4 protein-coding genes are annotated in these 23,344 nt (G+C 74.8%); all 4 read right to left on the reverse strand.

Annotation, left to right across the window (positions count from 1 at the left end; genetic code table 11):
- Nucleotides 1-2,171: condensation domain-containing protein (locus VLK66_RS18630; RefSeq protein ID WP_325310971.1), on the reverse strand; the 2,171-nt coding region annotated here is incomplete at its 3' end.
- Nucleotides 2,164-16,251, reverse strand: coding sequence for a non-ribosomal peptide synthetase (locus tag VLK66_RS18635; RefSeq protein WP_325310972.1), 14,088 nt, complete (start codon nt 16,249-16,251; stop codon nt 2,164-2,166). The genes VLK66_RS18630 and VLK66_RS18635, both read right to left, overlap by 8 nt.
- Complete coding sequence (locus VLK66_RS18640; protein WP_325310973.1) at nt 16,248-20,888, reverse strand: polyketide synthase; 4,641 nt, start codon at nt 20,886-20,888, stop codon at nt 16,248-16,250. Before VLK66_RS18640 ends, VLK66_RS18635 begins: the two co-directional genes overlap by 4 nt.
- Nucleotides 20,885-23,344: amino acid adenylation domain-containing protein (locus tag VLK66_RS18645; RefSeq protein ID WP_325310974.1), on the reverse strand; the 2,460-nt coding region annotated here is incomplete at its 5' end. The genes VLK66_RS18645 and VLK66_RS18640, both read right to left, overlap by 4 nt.

Genomic DNA, 23,344 nt, shown 5'->3' on the forward strand with positions numbered 1-23,344 from the left:
AGCACTCGCTCGCGGGCGAAGAACCGCACGCTCGCGCCGGCGAGGAGGGGGAGGAAGGATTCGAAGAGCCAGATGTCGAAGGCGAAGGAGGCCAGCGACGCCACCCGGTCCCCGGGCCCGAAGCCGAACGCCCGCCCCGCCACGGCCATCGTCGCCGCCAGGGCGCCGTGCTCCACGCCCACGCCCTTGGGGCGGCCGGTGGAGCCGGAGGTGTAGATGACGTACGCCAGGGTGGAGGGAACCGGGAGCGGGGAACCGGGAACCGGGGGCGCGTGCCCGGGCCGGGCGGCGATCTCGGCGGCATCCCGGTCCAGCACGACCGTATCCATCCCCTCCAGCGGGAGGCCGTCGAGCAGGGTGGACTCAGTGACCAGCACGCGGGTGCCGGAATCGCCCAGCATGTACGCGATGCGGTCGGCGGGGGAGTCGGGGTCCAGCGGCAGGTAGCAGCCCCCCGCCTTCAGCGCGGCCAGCATCGCCTCGAGCATGGGTGCGCCCCGGTGGACGCAGATGGCCACCCGCACCTCCGGGCCCACGCCGCGGGCGCGCAGGTGGTGCGCCAGCCGGTTGGCGCGCCGGTCCAGCTCCGCGTACGAGAGCACGGTCTCGCCGGAGACGACGGCGACGGCGTCCGGCGTGCGGGCGGCCTGCGCCTCGAACCGGCGGTGGACGGGAAGATCCGGCAGGGAGAGGTCCGGGCCGGCGGCCTCCGCCACCAGCCGCGCCCGCTCGTCGCCGGACAGCAGCGGCAGGGTGGAGACGCGCGCGTCGGGGCGCGCCACGGCGGCCTCCAGCAGCCGGCGGTAGTGCCCCGCCATCCGCTCCACCGTCTCGCGGTCGAAGAGGTCTTCGGCGTAGTGGATGGCGCCGGTGATTCCCTCCTCGCGCTCCCACAGCGACCACTCCAGGTCGAAGCGCGCCGTGCCGCTCTCCGTGGCCATCACCTCCATCCGCACCCCCGGCAGGCGCAGCTCCGCCGGGGTGGCGTTCTGCAGCGCGAAGACGTGCTGGAAGACGGGGGCATGGCCGAGCGAGCGCTCCGGGTGCAGCGCCTCCACCAGCCGCTCGAAGGGTAGCTCCTGGTGCTGGTACGCACCCAGCGTGGTCTCGCGGACGCGGTGCAGCAGGGTGGCGAAGGCGGGGTCGCCGGAGAGGTCGGCGCGCAGCGGGAGCGTGTTGACGAAGAAGCCGATCAGCCCCTCCGTCTCCGTGCGCGTGCGCCCCGCCACCGGCGAGCCGACCACCAGGTCCTCCTCCCCCGACCAGCGCCAGAGCAGCACCTGGAAGGCCGCCAGCATCACCATGAACGGCGTGGCGCCCTCGCGCCGCGCCAGCGCGCGCACCCCTTCCGCCAGCTCCCCCGGCAGGGCCACGCGCAACCGGGCGCCGCGGTGGCTCTGCACGGCGGGGCGGGAGCGGTCCGCCGGCAGCTCCAGCACGGCAGGCGCGCCGGCGAGCGCCCGGCGCCACCACTCGAGCTGCGCGGCCAGCCGCTCCTCCGTCCAGTGCTCGCGCTGCCACGCCGCGTAGTCGGCATACTGCAGCGGCAGAGGATCCAGCGACGGCGGCGCGCCGCGCGAGAACGCGTCGTACAGCGCGCCCAGCTCGCGGAAGAGCACGCCCAGGCTCCACCCGTCGCTCACCACGTGGTGCATCGCCAGCACCAGCACGTGCTCCTCGTCCGCCAGGCGCAGCAGGCGCGCGCGCAAGAGCGGCCCGGCCGCCAGGTCGAAGGGGCGGCGGACCTCGTCGTGCACGATGCGGCGCGCTTCGTCCTCGCGCGCGGCGGCGGGAAGGGCGGAGAGGTCGTCGGCGGGGAGGGGGAACGGGCCCGGGGGGAGGACCACCTGCTCGGCCTCGGCGCCCGTTTCCGCGCGGATCACGCTGCGCAGCGACTCGTGGCGGCGCACCACCTCCGCCAGGGCGCCCTCCAGCGCGCCGGCGTCCAGGGCGCCGCGCACGCGCAGGGCGAGGGGGGAGTTGTACAGCGTGCCGGGCTCCAGCCGGTCCAGGAACCACATCCGCCGCTGCGCGAAGGAGAGCGGCGCCCGCGTCGCACCGCGGCGCACGGGCGCGCTGGCGGCCTCCTCCTTCCCCCGCTGCAGCCGCAGCTCCAGCAGCCGGCGCGCCTCCGGGGGGAGCGCGCCCAGCCGGCGCTCCAGGTCACGCATGCTGTCTCTCCTCCTCGGCGGCGAGGAGCCGGGCCAGCTCGCCGGCGTCCAGCCCCTCCAGCTCGTCGAGCAGGCGCAGGGTGGCCTCGCGCTCCGCGCGCTCCACGGCGGCGGCCAGCCTGGCGACGGTGGGCGCCTCGAACAGGGCGCGCACGGGGAGCTCCACCTGCAGCGCGCTCCGCATCCGCGAAACCACGCGGGTGGCGAGCAGCGAGTGGCCACCCAGGTCGAAGAAGTTGTCCTCCGGCCCCACCCGCTCCACTCCCAGCACCTCCGCCCAGATCCCCGCCATCCGCTCCTCGGCGGGGGTGCGCGGCGCCACGTACGTCCCCCCGCTCGTGCCGAGCGTGTCGGGCGCGGGCAGTGCCCCGCGGTCCACCTTGCCGTTGGCGGTGACCGGGAATGACTCCAGCACCACGAAGGCGCTCGGCACCATGTACTCCGGCAGACGCGCGCGGGCGGCCTCGCGAAGCGCGGGGACGAGCGCGCGCACGCGGCGGCCCCACTGCGGGTCGTTCGCGTACGCCTCCCAAGGCTGCTCCGCATCCACCGCCGCGGGGAAGGACGAAACGCCGCCGGCCGGATGGAAGAGCACGTCCAGCATGCCGGACGCGCCGGGGCGCACCTCGATCTCCCGCCCCATCTCCTCGCCCAGCGCGAACAGCGCCTCCGGGGCGATCCCGCCTGCGTCCTCGGCCGCGAGCGCGCGCACGGCCGCCGCGACGCCCGTTTCGCCGCCGGCCGCTACCAGCTCGTACGCGCGGACGTGCTCGCGGACCCGCGCGTCGGGCACGCCGCGGACGAGCAGCGCCTGGCTAGTCTCAGCCGCCAGGGCGCGAAGCCGGGCCGCGTCCTCTCCGCCCCAGTCCCGGACGGTCGGGTCCGCTGCGTCGGCAAGGCCGGCGTCGAGGTGCAACACTACGTCGTAGCGGAAGCGCGAGACCTCGTTGTCGTACTCACCCCGCTTCACCTGCACTTCCACGCGCCCCAGACGCGGCATGCGCGCCCGCAGCGCCTCGAACAGCGCCGGATCCAGCAGCAGCTCCTGCTCCTCCACGATCCCGCGCCGCACCCGGTCCAGCAGGCGCCCGGCGGGGAGGTCGTCGGGTGCGCGGGCGAGCTCCACGGAGGCGTGGAAGGCACCCGCCAGCGGCAGGCTGCGCACGTCGCCCACGAAGATCCGCCCGCCCGGCCGCAGCGCCGCCGCAGCGCCTTCGACGACGCGCAGCAGGTAATCCACGTCCGGGAAGTACTGGGCGACGGAGTTGATGACGACGGTGTCGAAGCCCGCCCCCGCGAAATCCGCCAGCTCGTCCGCCTCGCGCTCCGACAGGGTCACCTGCGGGAGCCCGGCGAGGTGGCGGCGCACGTGCGCCAGCGCCACGCCCGAGAAGTCGGTCCCGTGGTACAACTCGACGTGCGGCGCCACGCGGAAGAGCAGCAGCCCCGTCCCGCTCCCGATCTCCAGCACCTGCTCCGGACGCAGCGCCAGGATGCGCTCCGCCGTGTGCTCCACCCACGCGCGCATCTCCTCGCGCGGGATCGGCTCGCCCGTGTAGCTGCTGTTCCACCCCTTCAGCTGCAGGGTCGGATCTTCTTCCCCTTCGTCGTCTGCGTAGGTGTCGTCGAAGAGCGTTTCCCACTCGGATACCTGCTCTTCACCGCCGCCGGCGGCGGTCTCCACGCCCTCCGCGCCCGGGACGACGTAGGCGACCAGGCGCCTGTCCCCCGGAGCGTCCTCCCGTGCCAGCACCACGGCCTCCCGGACGCCGGGCTGCCCGCGCAGCACGGCCTCCACCTCGCCGGGCTCGATGCGGAAGCCGCGCACCTTGACCTGCTCGTCGGCGCGACCCAGGAACTCCAGCACCCCGTCCGTGCGCCAGCGCGCGCGGTCGCCCGTGCGGTAGGCGCGCTCGCCCTCGACGGAGACGAACTTCTCGGCATTCAGCTCCGGCCGGCCCAGGTAGCCGCGCGCGACCCCTCCGCCGGAGATCCACAGCTCCCCCGGGACGCCCAGGGGTGCGAGCTCGCCGCGGGGACCGCACACGCGCAGACGGACGCCGGGAAGCGGCGACCCGAGCGGGTGCCCCTCGACGGCGCCATCCGCGGGCACGGCATACGTGGCGCAGATGATGGCCGCCTCGGTGGGACCGTACAGCACCACGGTCCGGGCGTCGGGGAAGACCTCGCGCATGTCTCCGAGCAGGTCGGGCGGCACCGTGTCGCCGCCCACCAGCAGGAGCCGCAGCGAGGGCAGCATCCCGCCGCCGCGCGCGGTCTCCACCACCTGCCGCATCAGCGCGGGTACGGCGTGCAGCACGCTCACGTCCGCCACGGTCTCCACCAGCGCCTCCGGGTCCCGCGCCACCTCGCGCGGGAGGATCCGCACCGCGCCCCCGGCCAGCAGCGGCGTGACCAGCTCCAGCAGCGAGATGTCGAAGGCGGTCGAAGCCAGCGCCGCCACCACGTCACCCGCGACGAAGCCGAGCTGGCCGAGCGCTCCGCTCAGCGTGTGGGTGAGCTGCGCGTGCTCCACCATCACCGCCTTGGGGGTCCCCGTCGATCCCGACGTGTAGATCAGGTAGGCCAGGTCGCCCGGCTGGACCTCCGCCGCCAGCGCGCCGCCCTCCCCCGCTCCCTCCGGGGGAGAGGGGATCGCGTCCAGCAGCACCACCTCCGCCCCGTGCTGCGGGAGCACGTCGGCGACGGCGGACTCCGTCAGCACGTGCGAAGCGCCGGAATCACTCAGCAGGAAGGACAGCCGCTCCGCCGGGTAGCTCGGGTCGAGCGGCAGGTAGACGCCGCCCGCCTTCCACACGCCCAGCGGCGCCACGAGCACGCCCGGCCCCCGCTCCACGCATACGGCGACCGTGGTCCCGGCCTGGACGCCACGGCTCCGAAGCTCCAGTGCGAGACGGTTGGCCCGCGCGTCCAGCTCGGCGTAGGTGAGCGACTCTCCCGCGAACAGGATGGCGGGCGCGTTCGGCGTCCGGGCCGCCTGCTCCGTGAAGAGCAGGTGCACCGGGACGCCGCCCGCGTCCTCAGGCGCGGGACTGCTCCCGTACGCGAGGAGCGTCCGCGCCTCCTCCGCGGGCAGGACCCTCAGGCGCGACAGGCGCTCCTCCGGCGCGGCGCGGACGGCGTCGAGCAGCGCCTGGTACTGCGCCGCGAAGCGCTCCATGGTGGCGGCGTCGAACAGGTCGCTCCGGAAGCGCAGGCTCCCGAACATCTCCTCGCCCACCTCCTGGAGGTCCAGCTCCAGGTCGAAGCGCACCGTCCGGATCTCGCCCCCGAACGGCTCCAGCCGAAGCCCGGCGTCGTCGGGCCCCGGGCCGGCGTCGACCTTCCCCTGGCTGGCATCCAGGTTCTGGAGCGCGAACATCACCTGGAAGAGCGGGGTGTGCGACAGGCCCCGCTCCGGGGCGACCTCCTCCACCAGGCGCTCGAACGGCAGCTCCTGGTGGGCGTATGCGCCCAGCGCCGTTTCCCGCACGCGCGCCAGCAGCTCTCCGAAGGTGGGATCGCCGGACAGATCGACGCGCAGCGCGAGCGTGTTGACGAAGAAGCCGATCATCCCCTCCGTCCCCACCTGCGTGCGTCCCGCGATCGGTGAGCCGACCACCAGGTCCTCCTGCCCCGACCAGCGCGAGAGCAGCAGGTCGAGCGCGGCGTGCGTCACCATGTAGAGCGTGGCCCCTTCCCGCCGGGCGAGCGAGTGGAGCCCGCCCGCGATCTCCGCGGGAAGGCGGAACATGAGGGAGCCGCCGCGCGAGCTCGCCACCGCGGGACGCGGGCGGTCGGTCGGAAGCTCCAGCACGGGAGGCGCGCCGCCCAGCCGCTCCCGCCACCAGTCCAGCTGGCGCCGGAGCACCTCGCCCCGGAGCCAGCCGCGCTGCCACACGGCGAAGTCCGCGTACTGCAGCGCCAGCGGCGGCAGCGGCGACTCCGAGCCGCGCGAGAACGCGTCGTAGAGGGTGAACAGCTCACGGAAGATCACACCCATGCTCCACCCGTCGCTGTCGATGTGGTGCATGGTCAGCAGCAGCACGTGGTCCTCGTCCGCGAGCCGCACCAGCGTGGCGCGCAGCAGCGGGCCGCGCTGGAGGTCGAAGGGGCGCTCCGCGTCTTCCCGCGCCAGGCGGCGCGCCTCGTCCTCGCGCTCCTCCGCCGCGAGCCCGGTGAGGTCCACCACGGGCAGGTACGCGGGCGCGGGCGAATGCACGACCTGCACGGCGCCCTGCTCCACCGGCCGGAAGGTGGTGCGCAGCGACTCGTGGCGGCGCACCAGCTCGCCCAGCGCCCGCTCCAGGGCGGCGGCGTCGAGATGCCCCCACATCCGGCCCGGCCAGGGCATGTTGTAGCCCACGTCGCCCGGCTCCATCTGGTGCAGGAACCAGAGCCGCTCCTGGGCGAACGACAGCGGCAGCGGCGCTTCCCGGGAGACGGGAACGAGCGGCGGGAGGGCGTCACCCTCGCCGGCGCGCCGCTCCGCCTCGATCCGCGCCGCCAGCTCCGCCACCGTGGGACCCTCGAAGAGCGCCCGCAGCGGCAGCTCCACGCCGAACAATTCGCGGATGCGCGAGACCACCCGCGTGGCCAGGAGCGAATGCCCGCCCAGCTCGAAGAAGCTCTCCGTCACCCCCGCCCGATCCAGGCCCAGCACCTTCGCCCAGATCCCCGCCAGCACCTCCTCCACGGGCGTCCGCGGCGCCACGTACCGGTCCTCCGCCGACGCGAGCTCCGGCGCCGGCAATGCCCTGCGGTCCAGCTTGCCGTTGGGCGTCAGCGGGAGCGCGTCCAGCAAGACGAACGCGGACGGGAGCATGTGGTCCGGCAGGCTCCGCCGCAGGTGCGCGCGCAGGGCTCCCGCCTCCGCGCCGCCCACCACGTACGCCACCAGCCGCTTCTCCCCCGGCACGTCCTCGCGGGCCACGACCACGCAGCCGGCCACGCCTTCGTGCCGGCGCAGCACCGCCTCGATCTCGCCCGGCTCGATGCGGAAGCCGCGGACCTTCACCTGGTGGTCCAGCCGCCCCAGGTACTCCAGCGTCCCGTCCGCCTTCCACCGGATGCGGTCGCCCGTGCGGTACATCCGCGCGCCGGCTGCGGGAGAGAACGGGTCGGGAACGTACCGCTCCGCCGTGAGCCCCGGCCGCCCCAGGTAGCCGCGCGTCACCCCGCTGCCCCCCAGGTACAGCTCGCCCGGCACCCCCACCGGCACCGGCCGCAGCCCGGCGCCCAGCACGTACGCCCGCGTGTTGGAGATCGGCGTCCCGATGCTGGCCGGGCCGCCCGCGCGGCGCAGCGTGAACGTGCTGTACGTGGTGTCTTCGGAGGGGCCGTAGAGGTCGTAGACGCGCTCGATCCCGCCGCGGGCGTAGAGCTCGTCCACCAGCTCCGGCCGCAGCGGCTCGCCGGCCAGGTTCACCGTCCTCACCCCGGCCGGGATGGCGCCGTCCTTCAGCAGCGCCGCGATCGCGGACGGCACGGTGTTGATCAGCCGCACCTCGCCCGCGGCCGCCGAGCGCGCCAGCGCCAGCGCGTTCTCCGCCACCACCACCCGTCCGCCCCGGACGAGGGGGAGGAACAGCTCGTAGACCGAGAGGTCGAAGGAGATCGACGTCGACGCCAGCATCCCCGACAGCTCCTCGTCGGAGTAGACGCCCCACGCCCACGCCAGCATCGCCACGGCGCTCTCGTGCTCGATCGCCACGCCCTTGGGAATGCCCGTCGATCCCGAGGTGTAGATCAGGTACGCCAGGTTCCGCGGCGCGACGCGGCTCTCGACGTTCTCCGCGCTCCCGGCCGCGATCTCCGCCCGCACCTGGTCCTCGACCACCACCCGGACGCCGGGCTCGGCGGCGAGGAGACCGCGCAGCTTCTCCTGCGTGAGCAGCACCGAACTGGCGGAGTCGGCCAGCATGAGCGCCAGCCGCTCGGCCGGATAGGCGGGGTCCAGCGGCACGTAGGCGCCCCCGGCCTTCAGCACCGCCAGGAGGGCGGCCACCATCTCCAGGCCCCGCTCCATCAGCACGCCCACGCGCACCTCCGGGCCCACGCCGCGGCCGCGCAGGTAGTGGGCAAGCCGGTTGGCGCGGGCGTTCAGCTGCGCGTAGGTGAGCGACTCCTCCTCGAAGACGACGGCCACCGCTTCCGGCGTTCTGGCCGCCTGCGCCTCGAACAGCTCGTGGATGCAGCGGTCCGCCGGAACCTCGGCCTCCGTCCGGTTCCAGGCATCCACCACCTGTTCGCGCTCTTCCGCCGAGAGCAGCTCCAGCTGCGAGAGCCGCACGTCCGCATCCGCGGAGACCTGCTCCAGCACCCGCTCCAGGTGGCCGAGCATCCGCTCGATCGTGCCGCGCTCGAAGAGGTCGGTGCTGTAGTTCACCCCGCCGCGCAGGCCCTGGGGGGTGGCCACGAGCGTCAGGGAAAGGTCGAACTTGGCGATTTCCAGGTCCTCTCCGACTCCGTTCACCTCGAGCCCCGCGAGAGCGCCTTCCTGCCCCTCGGCGTTCTGCAGCTGGAACATCACCTGGAAGAGCGGCGAGTGGCTCAGGCTGCGCTCCGGCTGCAGCTCGGCCACCAGGCGCTCGAAGGGGACCTCCTGGTGCTCGTACGCGCCGAGCGTGACCTCCCTCGCCTGGCGCAGCACCTGGCGGAAGCTGGGGTCGCCGGAAAGGTCTGCGCGCAGCACCAGGGTGTTCACGAAGAAGCCGATCAGCTCCTCCACCTCGCCGTGCGTGCGCCCGGCGATGGGGCTTCCCACCACCACGTCGTCGCTGCCGGCGTACCTGCCCAGCAGCACCTGGAAGGCGCCCAGCAGCGTCATGTACAGCGTCGCGCCCTCGCTCCGCGCCAGCGCCTGCAGCCGCTCCAGCAGCTCGGTGGAGAGCTCCGCCAGGACCGTGGCGCCGCGGTACGTCTGCACCGCCGGGCGGGGATGGTCGGTGGGCAGCTCCAGCAGCTCCGGCGCGCCCGCCAGGCGCTCCCGCCAGTACGAGAGCTGCCGCTCCATGGCCTCGCCCTCCAGCTGCTCGCGCTGCCACGCCGCGTAGTCGGCGTACTGCACCGCCAGCTCGGGGAGCGGCGACTCACGCCCCTCGCGGTACGCCTCGTACAGCACCGACAGCTCGCGGAAGAGCACCCCCATGCTCCACCCGTCGCTGACGATGTGGTGCATCGAGAGCAGCAGCACGTGGTCTTCCTCGCCCAGCCGCAGCAGCGCCGCGCGGAACAGCGGCCCCGCGGCCAGGGCGAACGGCCGCTGCGCCTCTTCGCCGTCGCGCCGGGCGAGCGCCGCCTCGCGATCGGCCTCGCCCAGCCCCGACAGGTCCTCCACCGGCAGCACGAACCCGCCGAAGGGCGCGACCACCTGCACCGGCGAGCCGTCCACCTCGGCGAACGTGGTCCGCAGCACCTCGTGCCTGCGGACGATCTCGCCCAGCGCGCGCTCCAGCGCCGCCGGGTCCAGCGCACCCTCCAGGCGCCGCGCCATGTGCATGTTGTAGACGGCGCTTTCCGGCTCCATCCGGTGCATGAACCAGAGCCGCTCCTGCGCGAAGGACAGCGCCCCCGTGCGCTCCACCAGCCCCACTCGCGGCAGCACCGGAAGCTCCGCGCGGCGCATCTCCTCCACGCGCCCGGCCAGCTCCGCCACCGTGCGTGCCTCGAAGAGCGCCCGCAGCGGAAGCTCCACCGAGAACACGGCCCGGACCCGCGACACCACCTGCGTGGCCAGGAGCGAGTGCCCGCCCAGGTCGAAGAAGCTCTCCGTCACCCCCACCCGCTCCAGCCGCAGCACCTCGGCCCAGATCCCCGCCAGCACCTCCTCCACCGGCGTCCGCGGCGCCACGTACTTCTCCGCCGACGCGGCCTCCGGCGCGGGCAGCGCCTTGCGGTCCAGCTTCCCGTTCGGGGTCAGCGGGAGCGCGTCCAGCCCCACGAACGCCGACGGGACCATGTGCTCCGGCAGGCTCCGCCGCAGGTGCGCGCGCAGCTCATCCGCCTCGACAGCCCCGACGACGTACGCTACCAGCCGCTTCTCGCCCGCCTCCTCGCGCGCCAGGACCGCGCACTCGCGCACCCCTTCGTGCTCCAGCAGCGCCGCCTCGATCTCGCCCAGCTCGATGCGGTAGCCGCGGATCTTCACCTGGAAGTCGGTGCGCCCCAGGAACTCCAGCGTCCCGTCCGCCCTCCAGCGGCCCATGTCGCCGGTGCGGTACATCCGGGCGCCGGGGACGGGGGAGAACGGGTCGGGGGCGAACGCCGCCGCCGTGGCCGCCGGGCGCCCCAGGTAGCCGCGCGCCAGCGTCCCGCCGATGCACAGCTCGCCGCGCACCCCCAGCGGGGCCGGCTGCATCCGCGCGTCCAGCACGTACGCCGCGCGGCCGGCGAGCGGCCGCCCGATGGGGACGTGCACCGCCCCCTCGGGGAGGGTGGACGGGACCTCGTAGGCCGTGCAGGTGACCACGGCCTCGGTCGGGCCGTAGCCGTTCATCAGCTGCACGCCGGCCGCGGGTCCGGCCGCCCAGTCGCGCGCCGCCGCCAGGCTCATCGCCTCGCCGCCGGCGATCACCAGGCGCGCGGTGCGGGCGAGGAGCTCCAGCGCCGGCGCGTCGGCCACGAGCTGGTGCCAGTACGCGGTGGGGGGATCGAACACGGTGATTCCCTGCTCCACCGCACGCCGCGCCAGCTCCAGCGGCGTGGGGACCTCGCTCCCGCGCATGACCACGCAGGCGCCGGCCACGAGCGGCGCCAGCATCTCCTCCAGCGACACGTCGAAGCCCGCCGCGGAGAAGTGGAGCATCCGGTCCGCGGGCGTCAGCCCGTACGCCGCCGCCGCCGCGAGGAAGTGCGCGGCGGCCTCGGCGTGCGCCACGCCCACGCCCTTGGGGCGGCCGGTGGAGCCGGAGGTGTAGATGATGTACGCCAGCGCCCCGGCCGGTACGCCAATCCCCAGGCCGCTCCCATCCTCGCCTGCCGCCTCCGCGGGGGAGACGATCGCTCCGGCGAAGCCCTCCAGCCCGGACCCGCGCGTCACCAGCACGGCGGCGCCCGCGTCGGCCAGCAGCGCGGCGCGGCGGGCGGCGGGGAGCGCCGGGTCCAGCGGCAGGTACGCGCCGCCGGACTTGAGCACCGCCATCAGCGCCACCACCAGCTCCGCCGATCTCTCCAGCATCACCCCGACGGGCGCCTCGGGGCGCACGCCCGCCGCGCGGAGACGCCGCGCCAGCCGGTTGGCGGCCGCGTTCAGCTCGCGATAGGTGAGCGACTCCGCCTCGAAGCGCACGGCCACCGCGTCGGGCGTTCTGGCCGCCTGCGCCTCGAACAGCTCGTGGACGCACAGCTCCGCCGGAACCTCGGCCGCCGCCCCGTTCCATGCCTCCAGCACCAGCGCGCGCTCCGCCTCCGGCAGCACGTCGATGCTCCCGATCGCGCGTCCGGGCGAGACCTCCAGCGCGTCGACCAGCCGCTCCAGCGCCGTGTGCATGATCCGGCACACCCGCTCCGCGTCGGCCGGAGCCACCACCTGCGCCTCCAGCGAGAAGCCCTCTCCCAGGTCGTCGACCGAGACCCCCACGGGATAGTTCGTCCGCTCCTCCGCGCGAATGCCCCGCATGCCTTCCGCCGTGTCCTCCTCCTCCTCCTGCGACCGGTTCGCCCCGCCGCTGTAGCGATAGTTCAGCAGCGAGGTGAACAGCGGCGCGGGGGCCGCCACGCCGCTGCTGCGCTGCGCCAGCGCGAGGGAGGCGTGCTCGTGCCGCAGCAGGTCCGCCAGCAGGGCGTGCGTGCGCCGCACCGCCGCCTCGGCCCCCTCCGCGCCGACGTCGATCCGCACCGGCAGCGTGTTGATGAACGGACCCATCACCCGGTCGGCGCCCTCCCCGCCCTGCATGCGGCCGAAGAGCAGCGTCCCGAAGACCACGTCCCGCCGGCCGGTCAGCCGCGACAGCGCCATCGCCCACGCCAGGTGGCACAGGCTGGCCGCGCTCACCCCCAGCGTCCGCGCCCGCTGGCGCAGCCGCGCACCGAGGTCGTGGTCTACGGGAAGCCACGCCTCCTCGAGCCCATGCCCCTCCCCCCACACGTCCAGCACCCCGTACGGCGCCGTCGGCTCCTCCACGTCGCCCAGGAGCCCGCGGAAGAACCGCTCGTGCTCCTCGCGGCTCACCCCCAGGCGCGCCCGTGCCACGTAGTTGCGGAAGGGCAGCGGCGCCGGAAGCTCCCGCTCGCGGCCCTGCAGGTGCGCCGCGAGCTCCTCCAGCAGCACCCCCATCGTCTCGTGGTCGCTCGTCAGGTGGTGCGTGAGCATCAGCAGCAGCCACCGGCCCTGCGCGCGGTCCTCGGCGATGACCGCCCGCAGCAGCGGCGCCCGCGTCACGTCCATCCGGTAGTGCCGGGGGTCGTAGCGCGCCCACAGCTGCTGCTCGGCCGCACCGGCCTCCCCATCCAGCTCCACCTCCTCCACCGGCAGCGGCGCGTGCCGCCAGACGACCTGCACCGGCTCGCGCAGCCCGTCCCAGGCCACCGCCGTGCGCAGGATGTCGTGGCGATCGATCACCGCCTGCAGCGCCGCCAGGAACCGGTCCAGGCGCGCGCGGGTGTCGAACTCGATCACGCTCGGCGTCAGGTACGGATCACCCTCCCGCGACAGCAGGTGGTGGAAGTGGATCCCCTCCTGCAGCGGGGCCAGCGGGTAGATGTCCTGCACGTTCGCGGCGCCGTCCGGCACGCCGCCCACGATCCGGTCGATCTCCCCCTGCGTGAGCTCCACCAGCGGCAGCATCCCGGGCGTGATGGATTCGCACGCCTCCGGGATCGCGTTCGGCGGGACCTCTACCTCCTGCGACGCCTGGCCCACCGACAGCGCCAGCTCGGCCAGCACCGGCGTGGCGAACAGCGCCCGCACCTCCATGTGCAGCCCCGCGCGCCGCATCCGCTCGAGCAGCCGGATGGCCAGGAGCGAGTGCCCGCCCAGCTCGAAGAAGTGGTCCCACCGCCCCACCCGCTCCACGCCCAGCACCTCGGCCCAGATCCCGGCCAGCGCCTCCTCCACCTCGCCCAGCGGTGCCTCGTAGCTCCGCCGCGCGTACGCATCCCCCTCCGGCGCCGGCAGCGCCTTGCGGTCCAGCTTGCCGTTCGGGGTCAGCGGCAGCGCCTCCAGCGGGACGAACGCCGCCGGCACCATGTACTCCGGGAGCTCGCGGAGCAGGTGCTCGCGCAGCTCGTTCGCCTCGACCGTCCCGACGACGTACGCCACCAGCCGCGTCTCGCCGGGCACGTCCTCGCGCGCCACGACCACGCAGTCGGCCACGCCCTCGCTCCGCCGCAGCGCCCCCTCGATCTCGCCCGGCTCGACGCGGAACCCGCGCACCTTCACCTGGAAGTCGGTGCGGCCCAGGTACTCCAGCGTCCCGTCCGCCCGCCAGCGCGCCCGGTCGCCGGTGCGGTACAGCCTGGCACCCGGCTCGCCGCCGAATGCGTCCGGGACGAAGCGCTCCGCCGTCAGCCCCGCACGCCCCAGGTAGCCGCGCGCCACCCCCGCCCCGCCGATCAGGAGCTCGCCCGGAACGCCGGCCGGCTGCGGGCTGCCGGACAGATCGCACACGTACAGGCGCACGTTCCCCAGCGGGCGGCCGATCGGGTGCCCCTCCACGATCCCGTCCTCCGGCACCGGGTGCGTGGAGGCCAGGATGGTTCCCTCGGTGGGGCCGTACAGGACGTGCGTCTCCGCTTGGGGGAGCGCTTCCCGCATCTCCGCCAGCAGGTCGGCGGGGACGCGGTCGCCGCCCACGAAGGCGCGCCGCAGCCGGGCGAGCCGGGGCGTCTCGCGTTCCGACTGGACCACCTGCCGCATCAGCGCGGGAACGGCGTGCACCAGCGTGGCGTCGGCGATCTCCTCCACCAGCGCGGGCACGTCCAGCACCCGCTCGCGCCCCACCAGGCGCACCGCGGCCCCGGAGGTGAGCGGCAGCAGCGCCTCGAAGAGCCAGATGTCGAAGGCGTACGACGCCAGCGCCGGCATCACGTCGCCTTGGCCGGCGCCGAACGCCTCGCGCGTGGCGGCCAGCAGGTTCGACAGCGAGCCGTGCCGCACCAGCACCCCCTTGGGGCGGCCGGTGGAGCCGGAGGTGTAGATGACGTAGGCCAGCCCCGCGTCGGAGACAGTCACCTCCGGCTCCGTCTCCTGCGACGTCTCCGCGAGCTGGTCCACCCGCACGAGGGCGGCTCCGTGCTCCGGCAGCGCCCCGGCCGTCCTCCCCGTGGCGACCACCACCGGAAGCGCCGCGTCGGCGATGATCCACGCCAGCCGCTCCGCCGGGTAGCTGGGGTCGAGGGGGACGTAGGCGCCCCCCGCCTTCCAGATCCCCAGCACCCCCACCAGCAGCTCGGGCGTGCGCTCCATGCACAGGCCCACCGGCGTCTCGGGCCCCACCCCCAGCTCGCGCAGGTGCCGGGCGAGGACGGCCGCGCGCCGGTCCAGTGCGCCGTAGGTCACCGCCTCCCCGCCGTCCAGCAGGGCGACGGCATCCGGAGCGCGGCGCGCCCACTCGGCGAAGAGCGCGTGGGCTGGCGGGTCGGAGACCAGGCGCTCCGTCCGGTTCCAGTCCCCCAGCACCTGCTCGCGCTCCGCCCCACCGAGCAGCTCCAGCTGCGAGAGCCGAACGTCCGCGTTCTCGGCGACCTGCTCCAGCACCCGCTCCAGGTGCCGCGCCATCCGCCGGACGGTTGCCTCGTCGAACAGGTCCGTGGCGTACTCCAGCGAGCCGGAAAGGCCGCTCGCGTGGGTCTGGAGCATGAGGGTGAGGTCGACCTGCGTGGAGTCCGCCGGGTCGCTCGCGAACGGCTCCGGCCGGAGCCCGCCCGCGTCGGCGGGGGGCCCGGCCGCACCGGCGGTGCTGGCCGACTCGTCCAGCTGGAACTGCACCTGGAAGAGCGCGGAGTGGCTGAGGCTGCGCTGGGGGCGCACTTCCGCCACCACCCGCTCGAACGGCACGTCCTGGTGCTGGTAGGCGTCGAGTGCGGCCTCGCGCACCCGGCCCACCACCGCGCGGAAGGCGGGGTCGCCGGAAAGGTCGGTGCGCAGCACCAGGGTGTTCACGAAGATCCCGATCAGCCCCTCGACCTCGCGGCGCGACCTCCCCAGCACGGCGATCCCGGTCGAGACGTCCGGCGTACCGGCGTACCGGGCCAGCAGCACCTGGAAGGCGCTCATCAGCACCATGTGCAGCGTGGCGCCCTGGGCGGTCGCCAGCGCGCGGAGGCGGTCCAGCACCGCGAGCGGCGCCTCCAGCGGCACCTGGGCGCCGCGGAAGGAGGGGGCCGGCGTCCGCGGCCGGTCGGTCGGCAGCTCCAGCAGCTCCGGCGCCCCCGCGAGCTGGCGCCTCCAGTACGCCAGGTGCCGCTCCTCCGCCGCAGGCGGCTGCGCGCGCTGCCAGGCGGCGTAGTCGGCGTACTGCACGGGGAGCGGCGCGAGGGGCGAGTCCCACCCCTCACGATAGGCGTCGTACAGCATGGAGAGCTCGCGCTCGAACACCCCCATGCTCCACGCGTCGCAGATGATGTGGTGGATGCACAGCAGCAGCACGTGCTCCCCGGCATCCAGCCGCAGGAGCGAGGCGCGGAAGAGCGGGCCCGTTTCGAGGTCGAAGACGTGCGCCCGCTCGCGGGCCACGCGCGCCCGCACCTCTGCATCGCGCGCCCCGGCGGGGAGCGTCGAAAGGTCCTCCACCGGGAGCGCGAAGCCGGTGAACGGAGCGATCACCTGGACCGGAGCGCCGTTCACCTCGCGGAAGGTGGTGCGGAGCACGTCGTGCCGGCGTACCACCTCGGCCATGGCGCGCTCCAGCACCGCCTCGTCGAGCATGCCCGGCAGCCGCAGGGCGGCCACCAGGGTGTACACCGTCCTCCCCGGGAACATCCGGTCCACGAACCAGAGCCGCTCCTGGGCGGGCGAGAGCGGCGCGTCCTCCGTCCCCGCGCGGGGGAGGATGGGCGCCTCCTGGTAGCGGCCGCGCAGGCGGGCCTCGCGCAGCGCGCGCTTGGCCGGAGAAAGCTCGGAGAGGATCGGCTGGGTCATCGTACCGTTGTAGTGTCCGGATCGAAGGCGCCGCCCACCCCCGCCAGGGCGGACTCGGCCTCTTCATCGCTCATCTCCCCCAGCTCCTGGAGGATCATCTCGTCGACCAGCGCGGCCAGCCCGGCCACGGTGGGCGCCTCGAAGATCGCGCGCAGGGGGAGGTCCACCTGGAAGGTTTCGCGCACCCGGCTGAGCACCTGCAGCCCCAGGAGCGAGTGGCCCCCCAGGTCGAAGAAGGAGTCGCGCGTCCCGATCTCCCGGATCCCCAGCAGGTCGCGGAAGATCCCGGCGAGCAGCTCCTCGGCCTCGCCGCTGGGTTCCAGGTACTCGCCGGCCGAGGCGGGGCGCTCGTGCAGCCCCGCCTCGGGAAGCGCGTCGCCGCCCTCGCCGGCTTGGGCCGCGCCGCGCGGGGCACGAATGCGCTCCAGGCGTGCGTGCAGGTCCTGGGGCGAGACCACCACCCGCGGCTCGCCGGCCAGGGCGGCCAGCGTCTCGAACACCCGGACGCCGTCGGCGCGCGGGATGGCGCCCGCGGAAAGGGCCGCGGAGCCTCCCTCCTCCTCCCAGCGGTCCCAGCTCACGCTGGTCCAGCGCCGCCCCCGGGCCGCGCACCGCTCGGCCCAGGCGTCGCCCAGCACGAACCCCGCGGTGGTCGCGGCCAGCCCCGGCCCGCCGAACACCGAGAAGATCGAGTTCTGGAGGACGAGGAAGTCGAGCGGGAGCTCCGCCGTGGCCTCCTCGAGCGCGGCCAGCTCGCGCGTCAGGCGGCCCAGCTCCATCCCGGCCGCGGCGGAGCGCGCCTCGGCCAGCGGGGCGGATTCGACCGCCACGCCCTGGGTGGCGTGGACCACGCCGTGCAGCCCCCCGAACGCCTCCACGGCCGCCGCCACCGCGCCGCGCAGCGCCGCGGCGTCGCGCGGGTCGGCGCGGAGGAGGAGGGGCGCAGAGCCCCGCGCCTCGGCGGCCAGGATCCCCCGGATCGTCTGCCCGGCACCGCCCCCGCCGTCGGGCGCGGCGAGGAGACCGTCCCACGCCTCGCGCCCGGGGAAGGAGGGGTGCACCAGCACGGCCAGGCGCGCGCCCACCTCCGCCAGGTGCTCGGCCAGCACCCCGGTGCCCGCGGGCATCCCGCCGGAAACCAGGTAGGCGCCGCCGGGACGGAACGCCACGGCGCCCGCGCCGGGGGGCGCCGCCTCGTAGCCCAGCACCCAGCGCCGCCCGCCCCGGAGCGCCACCTCGGTGTCCGCGGCGTCGGCCAGGGCCTCGGCCAGGAGCTGCTCCACCAGGCGCTCGTCGCCGGGGGCGCCGGGGCGTACGTCCACCGTGCGGCAGACGACGTGCGCCAGCTCCTGCGGGAGCGCCAGGCAGGCGCCCAGCACGGCGGCGCGCTCGGGGCGGACGACCTCGCCGCCGGCCACGTCGCGCACCCCCTCGGTGGCCACCAGGAGCTGGAACGGCCCCCCGTCCGCCTCGCGGGCGAAGGTCGCCGCCAGGGCGGCCACGGTGGCGTACCCGCGCGCGTACGCCCGGGCGAACGCCTCGGGACCCTCGCCGCCCTCCGGGTCGATCCCCCAGAGGACCACGGCGCGGCGGGGACGAACGCCCTCCCTCGACAGGGCGTCGCGCAGCGCGGCCAGGTCTTCCGCCGAGCCCGGGCGCACCGTGCAGCCGCGGTCGCCCGAACGGGCGAAGCCCGCGCCGGCCTCCACCACGGCCACGGTGTGCCCCAGGCTCTCCAGCCGCCCGGCCAGCCGCCCTCCGATCCCCGTGCCGTCGGCCAGCACCAGCCACTCCGCGGCCTCCGCGGCCTCCGCGGCCTCCGCGGCCTCAGCGGCCTCAGCGGGGGGCCGCGCGGGAAGCGCGGCGCGCCGCCAGACCGGGAGGTACATCCACCCCGCCGGGCCGGACCGCCTTTCCACAGCCTGGCCCCCGCGACTCGCGAGGGCAGCCGCCGAACCCGGCTCCACCCAGAAGCGCTCACGCTGGAAGGGGTAGGTGGGGAGCGCGACGCGCCGCAGCCGTTCGTGCGCGTGCACCGCCTCCCAGTCGACCGGGGCCCCCGCCGCCCAGAGCCGGCCGGCCGCGCCCAGGATGAAGGCGTCTTCGGGGTGGCGCTCGTAGCGGTGGGGGAGGGCGACCACCAGCGAGGCCGGCGTGTCGCCCCAGCAGTCGAGCTGGAGGGCCAGCCCGCCCACCGTGTTCCCGGGGCCCACCTCCAGGAAGAGGCGGAAGCCGTCGCGGGCGAGCGTCTCCACCCCGGCGGAGTAGAGGACCGTCTGCACCAGGTGCCGCGTCCAGTACGCCGGGTCGGTGGCCTCGTCGGGGCGGATCCAGTCCCCGGTCACGTTGGAGGCGAAGGGGATGGTGGGCGGGGAAAGGCGCACCCCGCGCAGCAGCTCCGCCAGGCGCTCCGCCACCGGCGCCATCATCGGCGAGTGGTAGGCGTGCCGCGTTGGAAGGCGCCGCACCGACTCGCCGCGCGCCGTCATCTCCGCCTGCAGCGCGTCCACGGCCGCCTTGGGACCGGAGACCACGCTGATGTTGGTGGCGTTGTGCGCGCCGATCGCCAGCCCGTGGGCGCGCAGGTAGGGGGCGGCCTCCTCGGCGGTCTTGATCAGCCCCATCATCCCCCCCGGCGGGGTCTGGTCGATGAGGCGGGCGCGCTCGGCCACCAGCATCAGCGCGTCCTCGAGCGAGAAGACGCCGGCCACCGTGGCGGCGACGTACTCGCCCAGCGAGTGGCCGACCATGGCCTCGGGGCGCACTCCCCAGCTCATCCAGAGCTGGGCCAGGGCGTACTCGGTCACGAACAGCGCCGGCTGGGCCAGCCGGGTGCTGTCCAGCATCCCCATCTCGTCGTCGCCGCCGGCGCGCCCCAGCATGGCGCGCAGGTCCAGCCCGGCGGGGGCCTCGGCCGCCGGCGCCGGGCCGTCGGCCGGGTACAGGGCGTCGCGCAGGTCCATCCCCAGGTACGGGCGAAGGATCTCGGCGCAGCGGTCCACCGTCTCGCGGAACAGGGGCTCGGTCTCGTAGAGGCCCTTCCCCATCCCCGGGAAGTGGTTGCCCAGGCCGGGGAAGATGAAGGCGACGCGCTGCCCGCCCTCGGGCGCCTCCGCGTCGAAGACCTGCCCGGAAGCGCGCCGCTCCAGCGCGCGGACGGCGCCCTCGCCGCCCTGCGCCACCAGCGTGCGGCGGTGCGCGAACGCCTTCCGCCCGGTCTGCAGCGTCCAGGCGACGTCGGCCAGCTCCTGCTCCGGGTGGGCGCGCAGGTGCGCCGCCAGCCGGTCGGTGGCCGCCTCCAGCGCGGCCGGGGTGCGGGCCGAGAGGGTGAGGAGGCTCCATGCCCGCGCCGGCTCGGACGGCTTCGGCGCGGGCGCCTCCTCCAGCACCACGTGCACGTTGGTCCCCCCGATCCCCAGCGAGGAGACCCCGGCGCGCCGGGGGCCGTCGCCGCCGTCCGGCCAGGGGAGAAGGCCGGAGTTGACGAAGAAGGGGGAGCCGGCGAAGTCGATCTGCGGGTTCGGCTCGCTGAAGTGGAGGGAGGGGGGGACCTCGCCGTGCTCCAGGGCGAGGACCGCCTTGACGAACCCCGCCACCCCCGCCGCGGCGTCCAGGTGGCCGACGTTGGTCTTCACCGACCCCAGGGCGCAGTACCCCGTGCGCCCCACCTCTCCGAAGGCCCGGGTGAGGGCGGCCACCTCCACGGGGTCGCCCAGCTCGGTCCCGCTCCCGTGTGCCTCCACGAACCCCACCGTCTCCGGGTCCACCCCGGCGATCGCCAGCGCCTCCTCGATGACCTCGGCCTGCGCGTCCACGCTGGGGGCGGTGAAGCCCACCTTCTGCGCGCCGTCGTTGTTGACGGCGGAGCCGAGGATCACCGCGCGCACCGGATCGCCGTCGGCCAGCGCGTCGGCCAGCCGCCGGAGCACCACCACCCCGATCCCGCTCCCGCCCACGGTGCCGGCCGCGCGGGCGTCGAAGGCGCGGCAGTACCCGTCGGGCGACACGATCCCCCCCGGGGTGTAGCGGTGCCCCCTGCTGAACCCCACCCGCACGCCCCCCGCCACCGCCAGGTCGCACTCGCCGGCCGCGAGCGCCTGGCACGCCAGGTGGATGGCCGCCAGCCCCGTGGAGCACGCCGTCTGCACGTTGATGGCGGGACCGCGCAGGTCCAGCTTGTAGGACGTGCGCGAGGGAAGGAAGGTCCGTTCGTTCAGGAGCTCCATCGCGAAGTGCCCCGCCGACTCCACCACGTCGGGGCGGGTGAGCAGGTGGAGGGCCAGGTAGTCGCTGCGCGCCGACCCGGCGTAGACGCCCACCGCCTCGTCCTCGCTCCCCGGCACGTGCCCGGCGTTCTCCAGCGCCTCCCAGGCGGTCTCGAGGAAAAGGCGCTGCTGCGGGTCCAGCATCTCCGCCTCGCGCGGGTTGAAGCCGAAGAAGGCGGCATCGAAGCGGTCGATCCCCTCCAGCACCCCCGCGGCGGGCACGTGCGCCGGGTCGTCCCCTTCTTCCGCGTCGAAGAAGGTGATGGAGTGCACGCCGGCACGCAGGTTCTCCCAGAACCGCTCCACGTCGCCCGCGCCGGGGAAGCGCCCCGCCATCCCGATCACCGCCACGGCCCCGATTGGCTCGCTCATGTATCATCTCCGTCGTGTGTCGTTGCCCCGCTCTGCCCCGCCAGCGCCCGCCGGACGGCGGCGCGGTCGCGTCCCCGCCGCCGGCGCCCCTCCGGGCCCGCCTGCGGCTCTCCGGCGCCCTCCACCTCGCCCCCCAGGTGCTCGGCCAGCGCCGCCACCGTGGGAAAACGGAAGAGGTCGACGACCGGAATCTTCCGGTCCAGCGTCTCGCGAAGGCGCGCCTGCACCTTCACGAGCAGGAGGGAGTGCCCGCCGAGGTCGAAGAAGTTCTCCTTCACCCCCACGCGGGCGCACCCCAGCACCTCGGCCCAGATCCCCGCCAGCACCGCCTCCAGGGGCCGGCGCGGCGCCACGTACCTCTCCTCCGCCGGCGCGAACTCCGGCACGGGCAGGGCCTTGCGGTCCAGCTTGCCGTTGGGCGTCAGCGGCAGCGCGTCCAGCGGGACGAACGCCGCCGGCACCATGTACTCCGGCAGGCTCTGGCGCAGGTGGTCGCGCAGCGCCCCGGCCTTCGCCCCGCCCACCACGTACGCCACCAGCCGCCGGTCGCCCGGCACGTCCTCGCGCGCGACGACGGCGCAGTCGCCGACACCGGGCGCCCGGCGCAGCACCGCCTCGATCTCGCCCGGCTCGATGCGGAAGCCGCGCACCTTCACCTGGAAGTCGGTGCGGCCCAGGTACTCCAGCGCTCCGTCGGTGCGCCAGCGAACGCGGTCCATCACCCGGTACATCCGGCCGCCCGGCGCGCCGAACGGGCAGGGAACGAAACGCTCCGCCGTCAGCGCGGGCTGGTTCGCGTAGCCGCGCGACAGCCCGTCACCCGCGAGATAGAGCTCGCCGGCCACACCCGCCGGCACGGGCTGCAGGTGCGCGTCTAGCACGTACGCCCGCGTGTTCGCCACCGGGGTGCCGATCAGCACCTGGTCCGCGCCGCGCGGAACCCGGTGGTACGTGGAGTAGGTGGTGTCTTCCGTGGGCCCGTAGAGGTTGCCGACGTTCTCCACCGTTCCCAGCGCGTACAGCCCCTGCGCCAAGTCGTTCGGCAGCGCCTCGCCGCCCAGGTTCAGCGTCTTCACGCACGCCGGGATGCCGCCGCTCTTCAGCAGCTCCGCCGCCGCGCTGGGAACCATGCTGGCGTAGACGACCTCTTCTCCGAGCGTCGCCAGCTCCAGCGCGTTCTCGGCGATCACCAGCTTTCCGCCCCAGCAGAGGGTGCCGAAGACCTCGGCGACGCTGACGTCGAAGTTGATCGAGGTGGAGAAGAGCACCGACGAGCGCTCCTCGTCAGTGACCGTCTCCCGCAGCCAGTGCAGCAGGACGACGGCCGAGGCGTGGCGGATCATCACCCCCTTCGGTCTCCCCGTGGAGCCCGAGGTGAAGATCACGTGCGACAGGTTTTCGGGGACGGCGCCGCTCTCCGGCGCGGCGGCGGATTCCGCCGCGATCGCGTCGCGCTCCACGTCGAGCAGCAGCACCCCGGCCGCGTTCTCCGGCAGGCGATCCGCGAGGGCCGAGCCGGTGATGACCCGCGTGACCCCCGCGTCCTCCTGCATGTATGCCAGGCGCTCGCGAGGGTACGCCGGATCCAGCGGCACGTACGCGCCCCCGGCCTTCAGCACGCCCAGCATGGCGGCCACCAGCTCCGGGCCGCGCTCCAGGCAGATGCCCACCCGGGTCTCCGGGCCTACGCCGAGGCGCCGCAGGTGGTTGGCGAGCCGGTTCGCCCGCGCCTCCAGCTCCGCGTACGTCAGCCGCTCGCCGCGCCAGGAGAGCGCGACCGCGTGCGGCGTGCGCGCCGCCTGGCTCCCGAACAGGTCGTGCACGCAGAGCCCCGCCGGGTAGTCGCGCAGCGGGCCGCTCGACGCCGCCAGCAGGCTCTCCCGCTCCGCTTCCGAAACGAGCGGAAGAGCGAGCACGGGGCGCCCGGGGTCCGCGGCCGCGGCCTCCAGCAGCAGGGCGTACGCGGCGGCCACGTGCTCCAGCGTGGACGCGTCCCACAGCTCCTCGCGCCAGGTGAACCCTATCCCCAGCTCGCCGTCCCGCTCCATCGCCATCACGTCCAGATCGAACTTCGCCACGCCCGCACCCCACGGGTACGGCTCCACCGCCAGGCCGCCGAACGGCCGCGCGGCATCGGCGCCGTCGACGAGCGAGAACATCACCTGGAAGAGCGGCGTGTGGCTCAGGGAGCGCTCCACCCGCAGCTCGTCGACCAGGCGCTCGAAGGGCACCTCCTGGTGCTGGTACGCCCCCAGCGTCCCCTCCCGCACCCGTCCCAGCAGCGCCTGGAACGACGGGTTGCCGGACAGATCGGCGCGCAGCGCGAGCGTGTTGACGAAGAAGCCGATCAGCCCCTCGGTCTCGCGCCGCGTCCGGTTGGCGATGGGCGTGCCGACGACCACGTCCTCCTGCCCCGACCAGCGCGCCAGCAGCAGGTCCAGCGCGGCGAGCAGCAC

The organism is Longimicrobium sp., assembly GCF_035474595.1.
Taxonomy (GTDB): Bacteria; Gemmatimonadota; Gemmatimonadetes; order Longimicrobiales; family Longimicrobiaceae; genus Longimicrobium.